This window comes from Bacillus sp. NMCN1 (assembly GCF_002998085.1).
Taxonomy (GTDB): Bacteria; Bacillota; Bacilli; order Bacillales; family Bacillaceae; genus Bacillus.
In genome coordinates, this window is the sequence record NZ_PVQL01000001.1 from 714,914 (window position 1) to 727,574 (window position 12,661).

The 12,661-nt window shown below is 41.1% G+C and carries 11 protein-coding genes; all 11 read left to right on the top strand.

The genetic code is table 11. The features are described 5' to 3' along the window. Window positions 1-20: 20 nt before the first annotated feature. The 11 genes from yfmF (at window position 21) to recA (ending at window position 12,405) form a co-directional block, all read left to right on the top strand. Window positions 21-1,301, top strand: a complete 1,281-nt coding sequence (gene yfmF, locus C6W21_RS03755) for an EF-P 5-aminopentanol modification-associated protein YfmF (RefSeq protein ID WP_106055917.1) — start codon at window positions 21-23, stop codon at window positions 1,299-1,301. Continuing rightward, window positions 1,298-2,590 (top strand): EF-P 5-aminopentanol modification-associated protein YfmH, encoded by a 1,293-nt coding sequence (gene yfmH / locus C6W21_RS03760; protein ID WP_106055918.1) that lies wholly within the window; start codon window positions 1,298-1,300, stop codon window positions 2,588-2,590. The genes yfmF and yfmH overlap by 4 nt, the downstream gene beginning before the upstream one ends. Window positions 2,591-2,741: 151 nt before the next feature. Next, window positions 2,742-3,218 carry a MarR family winged helix-turn-helix transcriptional regulator gene (locus C6W21_RS03765; protein WP_003212512.1) on the top strand — a complete coding sequence of 159 codons (477 nt, stop codon included), beginning with the start codon at window positions 2,742-2,744 and terminating at the stop codon, window positions 3,216-3,218. Continuing rightward, window positions 3,196-6,315, top strand: a complete 3,120-nt coding sequence (locus C6W21_RS03770) for an MMPL family transporter (protein WP_106055919.1) — start codon at window positions 3,196-3,198, stop codon at window positions 6,313-6,315. Before C6W21_RS03765 ends, C6W21_RS03770 begins: the two co-directional genes overlap by 23 nt. Before the next feature lie 31 nt (window positions 6,316-6,346). After that, window positions 6,347-7,075, top strand: coding sequence for an elongation factor P 5-aminopentanone reductase (ymfI, locus tag C6W21_RS03775; protein WP_106049360.1), 729 nt, complete (start codon window positions 6,347-6,349; stop codon window positions 7,073-7,075). A 73-nt stretch (window positions 7,076-7,148) separates the two neighbouring features. Next, complete coding sequence (locus C6W21_RS03780) at window positions 7,149-7,406, top strand: DUF3243 domain-containing protein (protein WP_003211590.1); 258 nt, start codon at window positions 7,149-7,151, stop codon at window positions 7,404-7,406. Between the two features lie 131 nt (window positions 7,407-7,537). Continuing rightward, window positions 7,538-8,329, top strand: coding sequence for a DUF3388 domain-containing protein (locus tag C6W21_RS03785; RefSeq protein ID WP_106049361.1), 792 nt, complete (start codon window positions 7,538-7,540; stop codon window positions 8,327-8,329). A 23-nt stretch (window positions 8,330-8,352) separates the two neighbouring features. After that, the gene (locus C6W21_RS03790) at window positions 8,353-9,264 is read left to right on the top strand and encodes a helix-turn-helix domain-containing protein (protein ID WP_106049362.1); all 912 of its coding nucleotides are present in this window, start codon (window positions 8,353-8,355) and stop codon (window positions 9,262-9,264) included. Window positions 9,265-9,339: 75 nt separating this feature from the next. Continuing rightward, entirely contained in the window at window positions 9,340-9,921 is a 582-nt protein-coding gene (gene pgsA / locus C6W21_RS03795; RefSeq protein ID WP_106049363.1) for a CDP-diacylglycerol--glycerol-3-phosphate 3-phosphatidyltransferase, read from the top strand. Between the two features lie 16 nt (window positions 9,922-9,937). Continuing rightward, window positions 9,938-11,188, top strand: coding sequence for a competence/damage-inducible protein A (locus C6W21_RS03800; RefSeq protein ID WP_106055920.1), 1,251 nt, complete (start codon window positions 9,938-9,940; stop codon window positions 11,186-11,188). A 176-nt stretch (window positions 11,189-11,364) separates the two neighbouring features. Beyond that, window positions 11,365-12,405 carry a recombinase RecA gene (gene recA, locus C6W21_RS03805; protein WP_106055921.1) on the top strand — a complete coding sequence of 347 codons (1,041 nt, stop codon included), beginning with the start codon at window positions 11,365-11,367 and terminating at the stop codon, window positions 12,403-12,405. The last annotated feature ends 256 nt before the right edge of the window (window positions 12,406-12,661 follow it).

Sequence of the window (12,661 nt, forward strand, 5' to 3'; positions counted from 1 at the left end):
ATGAACAAAGGAGGTTTCTCATGACGTACTTACAAGAGAAGACACTAGACACACCTGGTCTTCATACTCATATTGTCAAAACAGAAAAATTTAAAACGGTCACAATCCTTTTTAAAATGCTTGCGCCTCTATCGAAAGATGACGTCACCATGCGTTCACTTTTCCCGCATGTGCTGTTAAGAGGAACAGAGAACATGCCGAAAACAGGAGAACTGCGTGCTTATTTTGATGAGCTTTATGGTGCAACTGTTTCGGCAGACATGGCGAAAAAAGGAGAGAATCACATCATTACCTTCCGCCTGGAAATGGCGAATGAAAAATATCTAAAGGATCAAACCCCTTTACTAGAAAAAGGGATTGCCTTACTATCTGACCTACTATTTCATCCGTATGTTGAAGATGGGGTGTTTAGTCAATTATATGTAGATCAAGAAAAACGCACATTAAAACAGCGAATTCAAGCAGTGTATGATGACAAAATGCGTTACTCGAACTTAAGACTTGTGCAGGAAATGTGCAAAGGTGAACCGTATGCACTGCACGTCAATGGAGAAATGGCAGACATCGAAACGATCACAGCTCACTCACTTTTTCAAGCTTATGAGCATGCGCTTCAATCAAATCAGCTTGATCTTTATGTTGTGGGAGATGTAGATGAACAAGACATCAGCCGAATGGTCTCTCAATACTTCAAAACAAGTGATAGAGAATCAGTCAAACAACATGCTGAATCAACAAGTGCGCAAAAAGAAGCAAAAGAAGTCATTGATGAAGAGGACGTGAAGCAAGGCAAGCTGAATATCGGCTTTCGCACGCATACGACGATTGCAGATGAAGATTATCCGGCGCTGCATTTGTTTAATGGCATATTCGGCGGCTTCTCGCATTCGAAGCTATTCATCAATGTTCGGGAAAAAGCAAGTCTTGCGTACTACGCTGTGTCTAGACTTGAGAGCTTTAAAGGCTTGATGATGGTCATGTCAGGAATTGAAGTCGGCAACTACCGGCAGGCAGTACACATCATTAAAGAACAATTTGAAGCGATGCAAAAGGGTGATTTTTCAGATGAAGCGATTGACCAAACAAAAGCTGTCGTCAAAAATCAGCTGCTTGAAACCATTGATACATCTTATGGGACAGCAGAATATTTATATCAGCATGCCGTTGTGCCAACAGGGGAAACCCTTGATTCCTTTTTAGAAGCATTAGACCGAGTGACAAAAGAGGACATCATCAAAGTGGGTCAGAAAATCGAATGGGATACGACCTATTTTCTTAAAGGAACGGAGGGTGCTTCATGACAGTGAAAACAATTCAATTCGACCAGCTGCAAGAAACGGTCTATCACGAAAAAATGGAGAGCGGACTTGACGTCTATGTGCTGCCAAAGCAAGGATTTAACAAAACCTATGCGACCTTTACAACCAAATACGGCTCTGTCGATAACGAATTTGTGCCGCTTGGCAAAGAAGACATGATTCGAGTGCCTGACGGAATTGCCCATTTCTTAGAGCATAAGCTGTTTGAAAAAGAAGATGGAGACGTATTTCATACATTTAGTAAACAAGGAGCATCCGCAAACGCTTTTACAACGTTTACGAGAACAGCTTACTTATTCTCAAGCACCTCAAATGTCGAACAAAATCTTGAGACGCTCATTGATTTTGTTCAAGAGCCTTATTTTACTGAAAAAACGGTCGAAAAAGAAAAAGGCATCATTGGTCAAGAGATTAACATGTATGATGACAATCCGGACTGGCGTTTATTCTTCGGTCTGATTGAAAATCTTTATAAAGAGCATCCCGTGAGAATTGATATTGCTGGAACAGTAGAAAGTATTGCTCCGATTACAAAAGATCATTTGTATGAATGCTATGAAACGTTCTATCACCCGAGCAATATGCTTCTATTCGTTGTCGGTCCCGTTGATCCGAAGCAAATATTAGATCAAGTAAGAGCGAATCAGGCGAAGAAGCCATTTACAGACCAGCCAGAGATCAAAAGAAAAGAAATGAATGAGCCAGAAGGTGTGTACCGAAAAGAATACGAACTTCCAATGAACGTACAAGGCTCGAAATGTATGTTCGGGTTGAAAACAAAGAATCCTCATAAAAAAGGGAATCAGCTGCTAAAACATGAGCTTGGGATGAATCTCATTTTAGAGACGCTGTTTGGTAAAAGCTCCTTACAATATGAACAAATGTATGAAAAAGGCTTAATTGATGAAACCTTCAGCTACGATTATACGGAAGAAGGCGGCTTTGGCTTCACGTCCGTTGGCGGAGATACAAATGATCCTGATCAACTGGCAAAAGTATTAAAAGAAACCCTTCTTCAAGCAAAGAACTTGATGTCAGAAGAGAAAATTGAGCTCGCTCGCAAGAAGAAAATCGGCAGCTTTTTAAAAGCCATGAATTCTCCTGAATACATTGCGAACCAATTCACCCGATATGCATTTTTAGACATGAGCTTATTTGATGTCGTGACCATGCTGGAACAGATTCAATTAACCGACATTCAGCAAATTTTAGAGGAAGAAATTGATGAAGAACGGATGTCTGTTTTCAAAGTCGTCCCGAAAACAAAATAAATAAAAAAAGACAAACTCAGATCAAATGAGTTTGTCTTTTTTATGTCTAATTGAAAAAAGCATGTGATTTGTTAGGATTTTCATTGACAATCATTTTGTTCGTTAGTTAAACTCTTTAATAGTTAAACACTTAAACTAAAAGGAGCAGCGTATGGAACAAAATAAAATTGCACAGCTCATTCAGAGGTATGCAGATGTCTATCTCATGATGGAAAAAAAAGTATCGAGTATGATCACTGAAAAGCTTGATAAAGAGCTGACGCTTGATCAGTATTACTCGCTTCGATACATCAATTTACATCCTGGATGTACATCAACTGACCTTGCGAATGTATGTAATGTCAACAAAAGTGCGGTAACATCCATGACCAATCGTCTTTTTACGAAAAACTATATTGTCCGTGAGCACGATAAAGCCGACCGAAGAAATGTTCACCTGTACGTCACGCCAGAGGGCAAAGATGTGGTCAGCCGAATGGAAAAGCAGCTTCAGGATCTCGTTCGATCTTATTTTGAAAAGCTGGAAGAAAAAGAAATGGAATCATTTATTCAAACATATGAAAAGATCTATCAAGTGATCATCGAAGAGGAGGCACAAAGTACTAATGAGAGCAATCATAAAGGGTAGATGGCTGATTACGATTCTATGGATCGTATTAGCGGCAGTGTTACTCATCACGGCTCCTAATATGGCGCAATTAACAAAGGAAAAAGGGCAAATTTCTGTACCAGACGGCTATCCGTCCTCATATGCGAATCAGTTATTAAAGAAAATGTCTGAAAACGGTGATACAGAAAAATCAATCGTCATTGTCTTTCAAGAAAAGAACATCGTAAAAGAAAGAGAAACATCTTTAAAAAAGGCAATGGACATTTTAGAAAAGGATCAAGATCTCCACATAGAGGACATCACTTCTTACTTTGAAGCCAATAAAGATATTAAAAAACAAATGCTCTCTAAAGATCGAACGACGCTCCTTGTTCCAGTTACATATGACTCAAACAAAATCAAAGCTTCCGATTTTAAAGAAAAAGTGAATGAAAAGCTGAAGAGCTTAAACCTAACATTTGAAATGACAGGGCAGCCATTAATTGACGATGATGTGATCACAAGCTCGCAAGAAGGTCTGAAGAAAACAGAGTTCATTACGATTGGGTTTATTCTCATCGTCCTTGTCCTTGTCTTTAGATCAGCTGTGGCACCTTTCGTTCCGTTAGTCGCAGTGGCTCTGTCTTACTTGGTGAGCCAATCCATCGTGGCTTATTTAGTTAAATATCTCGATTTCCCGCTCTCGACCTTTACCCAAATCTTCATGGTCGCGATTATGTTTGGAATAGGAACGGACTACTGTATTCTACTTCTCAGCCGCTTTAAAGAAGAGATCGCACACGGTAAAGATAAAATTGAGGCGATTCTGATTACGTATAAAACAGCAGGAAAGACCGTCTTATTCAGCGGAATTGCGGTGCTGATCGGTTTTACCTGTATTGGTCTGGCGCAATTCCAGCTCTATAAATCAGCTGTTGCAGTAGCAGTTGGTGTCGCTGTGCTGATTGTGGCGCTTCTCACGATTGTTCCGTTCTTTATGGCGGTTTTAGGAAAAGTGTTATTTTGGCCGATTAAAGGTGATATTGCGCATCCGCAGTCAAAAATGTGGGAAACAGCAGGACGCTTTTCATTTAAAAAACCACTTTTCAGTTTATTAATCGTAGGAATTATTACGCTTCCGCCTATTCTCATGTATAAAGGAACGCTTTCTTATAATAGCTTAGATGAAATCGGTAATAAATATGAATCAGTCAATGCATTCAATACGATTTCTGATAAATTTGGGCCAGGAGAAGCTCTACCGGCAACGATTGTCGTGAAATCAGCTGATCTGTTAGACAACAATAAAGGGCTGATTGCTGTTGAAAAACTCAGCCGTGCAATTGAACAAACAGATGGCGTAAGTAAAGTGAGAAGTGCGACACGTCCTGTCGGTAAAGGGCTGAGTGATCTATACGTGAAATCACAAGCCAAAGAGCTGAATACCGGACTTGATAAAAGCAATGAAGGCTTGAAAAAAATCCAAGATGCACTGACGACAATGAGTAAATCTATTGAAGATCAAACGCCGCAGATCAAATCATCTGGAAAAGGCATTAACCAGCTGATTTCTGGCACTGAATCAGTACAAACAGGCATTCAAAACGTCGAAAAATCGTTAAGAGATTTACAAAGCGGAATCGATCAAAACAAAAACGGTGTTGCACAGATTAAAGAGAAAATTAAAGGTGCTAAAAAGGAATTATCGGCTCAAGTCGCACAAGTGAATCAGCAAGTGTCGCTATATAAAAGTATTTCCAAAGAATTAAAGGCAGCATTAGCGCAAGTGGATACGTCATCCTCTGCCGCAGCGGATGTAAAAGCATTAATCACACAAGCAAATAAACAATTTAGTACACTCGAAAAACAAATTCCGCAGGTGAAAGAAAATCAATCGTATCAAGCCATCAAAGCTTCATATAATGAACTTTCTACGACCTTGCAAGAAGGGGCGAAACAGGCAGACAGCTATGCCAAACAAGCAAAAGAAGCCAAAAAACAGCTTGAAGCAGCGGATGCCTTTATCGCAAAAGCTTCAGAGCAGCAGAAAGTCTTGACGAGTCAAATCGATGAGCTCATTGCTGGCTTAGACGCAATTGAAACTGGACTGGATCAAACATCTAAAGGTCAAGGACAGTTAGCTGATAATATGCCAAAGCTTGTAAATGGAGCTGGGCAAGTGATTGATGGTCAAAAACAAATGAAAGAAAAGATTGGCGGCTTTGGTGATAACCTGACCAAGCTGACAGATGGACTGAACAAAAGCGCAAGTGGCTTGGAGAAAATTTCAAGCGGGTTAATGGGTGCAGGTGACTACTTAGACGAACTGAAAAATGCACCAGATCAAGACATGGCCGGCTGGTTTATCCCAAAAGACGTGCTGAAAAATAAAGCATTCAAGCAAGTATTTGATTCATACATGTCGGATGACCGCAAGATGACAAAAATTGATGTCATTTTAGAAAAAAATCCATATGGCAATGAAGCCTTGTCGACGATCAAACAAGTAGAAGCTTCTGTCGAGCGGGCACTTCCTGAAACAAACCTAAAAGATGCATCATTCGGCGTTTCGGGTGTATCAAGTATGAACGCTGATTTAAAACAGCTGTCAGACCAAGATTTCAATAAGACGGTTCTTTACATGATGATCGGTATATTCCTTATCCTGGTGATCCTGTTCCGTTCGCTTGTTATGCCGCTATACTTGGTAGGCTCACTTATTTTGACTTACTTTACAGCCATCGGGATGACAGAATTTATTTTCACCCATTTCTTCGGATATCCGGGCATTAACTGGGCTGTTCCATTCTTTGGATTTGTCATATTAATGGCGCTAGGAGTCGATTATTCGATTTTCTTAATGGAGCGGTTCAATGAATACAAAACAAAAGACATTCAGTTTGCTATGACCGAATCAATGAAGAATATGGGCTCTGTCATTATGTCTGCTGCTGTTATTTTGGCAGGAACATTTGCAGCAATGCTTCCTTCAGGAGTGCTGTCTCTCTTACAGATTGCAACACTTGTTCTCACAGGACTTTTGCTGTACGCACTCGTTGTGCTACCATTGTTCGTACCTGTGATGGTGAAATTGTTCGGATCAGCTAACTGGTTCCCATTTAAACGAAAAGAATAGATATTTCAAATAGAAAGTAGGAATCCATGTGATGAGTCGTTGGGCGCTGATAACAGGTGCCAGTGGCGGGATTGGGCAGGCTGCAGCCAAAAAGCTTGCCCAAGAAGGCTGCCACGTGATGCTCCATTATCACAAAAATGAACAGGCAGCCGTGCAGCTTGCCGCTCAGCTAGAAGGAACATGTCATATTCAGACGCACGTCGTTCAAGCAGATTTAGCTAAAATGGGCGGAGCAGATGAGCTCGTCAGCCGTCTGCCAGTATGTCCAGATATTCTTGTATTAAATAGCGGTAAAAGTCATGTCGGATTAGTGACAGATACAGAAAAAGACGTATTAGCCAGTATGGTGCAGCTTCATGTCACAAGTCCATATGAGCTCACCCAGCACCTATTGCCAGCCATGATCCAAAAAAAAGCAGGTCATATCGTTGCGGTAAGCTCGATATGGGGTGAAACAGGTGCATCGTGTGAAGTGCTGTACAGCATGGTCAAGGGGGCGCAAAATACGTTTATTAAAGGTCTGGCAAAAGAGCTTGCCCCAAGTGGAATTAGAGCAAATGCTGTTTCGCCAGGTGCTGTCCGTACAGACATGATGAAAAGCTTCACACAAGAAGATATTGCCATGCTGGAAGAAGAAATCCCGCTTGGCCGGCTTGCATCACCTGAGGAGATTGCTGATGTCATTTGGTTTCTCGCCTCAAAGCAGTCAAGTTATATGACAGGTCAAATTTTATCCGTTAATGGCGGCTGGTACTGTTAAAAAACGTGTATAATTCGTCTCTCCATGACAAAAGCTATGGCTGTAATTCATCTTTTCGAATGGAGGAATCGACATGTCAGTACTTGAGAACTGGGACCATTGGAAAAACTTTTTAGGAGATCGCTTAAATCATGCGCAGGATAAAGGTTTAAAAGATGATACCATCAATAACCTTGCGTATGAAATTGGCGGATATTTAGCTAATGAAGTTGAAGCAAAGAACGAGCAAGAAAGAGTACTTGCTGACCTTTGGAGCGTTGCATCAGAAGATGAGCAACGCGCTATTGCCAATATGATGGTCAAACTGGTTGAAAATAATAGCTCGCACTAAACAAAAAGAGGGGTCGTTTGTGCCTCTCTTTTTATTTTAACCGTTTAGCAACATTGTGCTTTCTAAAAATGTAAAAATGCTTTATGATAAAGGAAGGTAAAAATTTGCCACAATGAAGGGGGTAATATCATTTGGCAAAGCTCGAATGGTATTTTGAATATGAGATACAGGTAAACCGTCCCGGACTATTAGGAGACATTTCATCTCTAATGGGGATGCTTTCAATTAATATTGTGACAATTAATGGTGTTGATGTATCAAGACGCGGAATGCTTTTGCGCTGTGACCACACAGATCAAATTAAGCGCCTTGAATCAATTTTAAATACAATGGAAACGATAAAAGTAACGAAATTAAGACAGCCAAAACTTCGTGACCGCTTAGCGGTTCGTCACGGCAGATACATACAGCGTGATGCGGATGACAAAAAGACATTCCGTTTTGAAAGGGACGAGCTTGGTCTTCTTGTTGATTTTATGGCTGAACTATTTAAAAAAGAAGGACATAAATTGATTGGGATTCGCGGGATGCCGCGTGTCGGAAAAACAGAATCAATTGTGGCTTCAAGTGTATGTGCCAGCAAGAGATGGCTTTTTGTATCGTCCACTCTTTTGAAACAGACGATCCGAAGTCAGCTGATTGCGGATGAATACAGCCCAGATAACGTCTTTATTATTGATGGGATTGTGTCGACGCGAAGAGGTTCTGAGAAGCACTTGCAGCTTTTAAGAGAAATTATGAGACTGCCGGCAACGAAGGTGGTTGAGCATCCAGACATCTTTATTCAAAATTCAGAATATACAATGGATGATTTCGACTATATCATTGAATTGCGTAATAGTGCAGACGAAGTGATTACATATGAGCACGCTGAAGAACCACAAGTGTTTGATCATTCTGGTTTTTCTGGCTTCGATTTTTAATATGGTAATGGTAGGTGTTTGTTTTGACTGAATTGGGAAAACGGCTCATTGAGGCCAGAGAGGAAAAAGGGATGTCGCTGGAGGATCTTCAGACGGTGACCAAAATCCAAAAGCGCTACTTGCTAGCAATCGAACAAGGAAACTATGATATTATTCCAGGTAAATTTTACGTCAGAGCGTTTATTAAACAATATGCCGAAGCCGTTGGACTAAATCCTGAACAATTGTTCGAAGAATTTCGTAAAGATGTACCAAGCACGTATAACGATGAAGTATCTGATAAATTATCAAATATTAAGCCGCAAAGAGAGCTGCCAAAGCCTGCCTCGAAGGTGCTTGAGCTGCTGCCGACCATCTTGATTATTGGAGGCGTCCTTGTGGTCATCGCGATCATTTATGTCATCGTGCAGGCGGTCAATCATGATAGCGGGCAGAAGAACAACCAGACGGCTCCTCAGCAGTCAGAATCTAAATATGAAGTATCTGAGGATTCATCTCTTGCAAAGGATCAAAAGAAAAAAGAAAAAGCTTCGTCAGATAATCAAGAAAAATCATCTAAAAAAGATGACTCATCAAAGGATTCATCCAAAGATGATGAAACGGTCTCTTTGAAGGCGGCGAATACAGAAGGCTCAACGACAACATATGAAGTGTCAGGTGCAGATGAGATGGAGTTAACCATTTCTGCAACAAAAGCTTCATGGCTGCGCGTCAGAGACGAATCTGGAAAAGTGTTGAAAATGGGTGAACTAAAAGATGGCGAATCGTTTAAAACAGACCTGTCTGAGCTCTCGCAGGTTGATATCCGTCTAGGCAATGCGACTGGAATTGATATCAAGGTGAATGACGAGACGCTTAAGTACGAATTAGACCCTAAGAACACCATGACACAAAACATTGTGATTGTGAATAAAGGAAAGGAAAAGTCATCTTAAGCAAGTAGATGACTTTTCTTTTGTTCCTACTATTATATATACATAAAAAAATGGCTTATTGGAGGATTGAATTTCATGTTTAACTTACCGAATAAAATAACTCTTTCTAGGATCGCTTTGATCCCTGTTTTTATGATCATTATGCTTGCACCTTTAGATTGGGGTGTTGCGCGTTTTGGCAGCGTCAGCATCGAAGTGACGCATCTTGTTGGAGCGATCCTGTTTATTGTCGCTTCGACAACTGACTGGATTGATGGATACTATGCGCGTAAACTGAACTTAGTGACGAATTTTGGTAAATTTTTAGATCCGCTTGCAGATAAATTGCTTGTTTCAGCTGCTTTAATTATACTTGTTCAGTACAATCTCACTCCGGCTTGGATGGCGATTGTGATCATTAGCCGTGAATTTGCTGTAACTGGTCTAAGGCTTGTACTAGCCGGAGGCGGTGAAGTGGTAGCAGCTAATATGCTTGGAAAAGTGAAAACATGGGCGCAAATCATTGCGATTTCAGCACTTCTATTGCATAATCTGCCGTTTGAACTTGTGTCATTCCCGTTTGGTGACCTTGCGATGTGGGTAGCAGTGTTCTTCACTGTTGTCTCAGGCTGGGATTACTTTGTGAAAAACTGGGAAGCTTTAAAGAATTCTAACTAAAAAGGACGTGTACGCTTTGAAGTCAGAGAGAAAAGCAGAAATTATTGCAGTCGGTTCCGAACTTTTGCTAGGGCAAATTGCGAATACGAATGCACAATTCATCAGCAAACAGCTAGCTGAAATTGGTGTGAATGTTTATTACCACACAGCAGTTGGTGACAATCCAGAGCGTTTAAAAAGGGCCATTCAAGTGGCGCAGGAAAGATCGAATTTTATTATCTTCTCAGGTGGTCTTGGACCAACCAAAGATGATTTAACAAAAGAAACCATTGCGAGTACGCTCGGAAAAGAGCTCGTGCTAAATGAAGAAGCATTTGAATCCATTCAAGACTACTTTCGAAAGACCGGACGAGACATGTCGCCGAATAACCGTAAGCAGGCACTCGTTCTAGAAGGATCTGATGTGCTCGTGAACAGGTTCGGGATGGCTCCAGGTATGTTTATTCAAGAAGACGATACATTTTATATGCTGCTTCCTGGACCGCCAAGTGAACTGCATCCGATGTTTGAGAACGAGGCGAAGCCGCTGATTTCTGAGAAACTCGGTTTAAAGGAAAAAATCGTATCTGTTGTTCTCCGCTTCTTCGGAATTGGTGAATCACAGCTTGAAACAGACCTAGAAGATTTAATTGATGCTCAAACCAACCCAACGATTGCACCTCTCGCATCTGACGGTGAAGTGACACTTAGGCTCACGGCTAAGCATGAGGATGAAAAAGAAACGGAGCGTCTGATAAAAGAAACAGAAGCGAAAATTTTAGCGCGGGTAGGCGAGTACTTCTACGGGTATGGTGATACATCACTTGTCCGTGAAGCTTCCAAGGCCTTGCACGAACACGGGAAAACAGTGGCAGCGGCTGAGAGCCTGACAGGCGGAATGTTTTCTGAATGGCTGACAGATCTTGAAGGCGCATCGACGATTTTAAGCGGCAGTATTGTTTGTTATACAAACCAAATCAAACAGCAGGTGCTTGGCTGCCGGGAGGAAACGTTGTCTTCTCATGGTGCTGTCAGCAAAGAGTGTGCTTTAGAGCTTGCTGAAGGTGCTAGAAAGCTTGCGGGAAGTGATATTGGCATTAGCTTTACGGGTGTAGCAGGCCCTGATACCCACGAGGGACAGCCTGTCGGAAAAGTGTTCATTGGGCTATCTACGAAAGACCATACAGACGTGTTTGAATGGATGTTTACAGGAAGCCGGTCGGGCATTCGAAAGCGCGCTGTGAAATACGGTCTGCATCACTTGCTCAATTTATTAAAAGAGAGTTAATTTTGTTTTTTGTTAGGTTTACTCCTTTATAAAAGAGTGTTTTTTCTAATAGAAATCACTCTTTTCTTAAAAATCTGCCAAGAAAAAATCGAATATGTGTTCGTTTTTTTCTTGGCAAATGACGTAAAACAAGGTATAGTATAGATAGTGGAATTGATAAAGGAGGAAACAATAGAATGAGTGATCGCCAAGCAGCCTTAGATATGGCTCTTAAACAAATAGAAAAACAGTTTGGTAAAGGCTCTATTATGAAACTAGGAGAGCAAACAGATACACGTATTTCAACAGTACCGAGTGGTTCGTTAGCACTTGACACTGCGCTTGGAATAGGTGGATATCCTCGCGGCCGTATTATTGAAGTATATGGTCCAGAAAGTTCTGGTAAAACGACAGTAGCACTTCATGCCATTGCTGAGGTTCAGCAGCAGGGAGGACAAGCTGCATTTATCGATGCAGAGCATGCGCTCGATCCAGTTTACGCTCAAAAACTAGGCGTCAATATTGATGAGCTGTTACTTTCTCAGCCTGATACAGGAGAACAAGCACTTGAAATTGCAGAAGCTCTTGTCCGCAGTGGTGCAGTTGATATTGTTGTCATTGACTCAGTAGCTGCTCTTGTACCAAAAGCAGAGATTGAAGGAGACATGGGTGATTCACACGTTGGTCTACAAGCACGTTTGATGTCCCAAGCACTTCGTAAACTATCTGGTGCCATTAATAAATCAAAAACAATTGCCATCTTTATTAACCAAATTCGTGAAAAAGTTGGGGTCATGTTCGGTAACCCTGAAACAACACCAGGTGGACGTGCGCTGAAGTTCTATTCGTCTGTTCGTTTAGAAGTGCGCCGTGCTGAACAGCTGAAGCAGGGCAATGACATTATGGGGAATAAAACGAGAATTAAAGTGGTGAAAAACAAAGTAGCACCGCCATTCCGTATTGCAGAAGTAGATATTATGTACGGTGAAGGAATCTCAAAAGAGGGAGAAATCATCGACCTTGGAAGCGAACTAGATATCGTACAAAAGAGCGGTGCTTGGTATTCTTATCAAGAGGAACGTCTTGGGCAAGGCCGCGAAAATGCGAAACAGTTCCTTAAAGAAAACAAAGATATTCTTCTCATGATTCAAGAACAAATTAGAGAACACTACGGTTTGGACACAAACGGAGTGAAAGCAGCTGAAGAAGAAGAAGGACAAGAGGAATTGGAAGTTTAAAGACTAAAAGACGCTGAAAAGCGTCTTTTTTTTACATTTACATGACAGCTAGCAGGTCAAAAGTTCTGTCTTTGCTTGAAATAACGACTTACGCCTCAGTCTGACTAGCTTGACAAGTATTTCCGACACAATTACAATGGAAATGTATCACTTGTTTTTCTTAACATGATTGATAACTAATTTAAACTTGACAAGGGCAGTGAGGATCTCATTCCCTGTGAAGGCCCTGTATGTTGAGACACAAAACAATGTACAT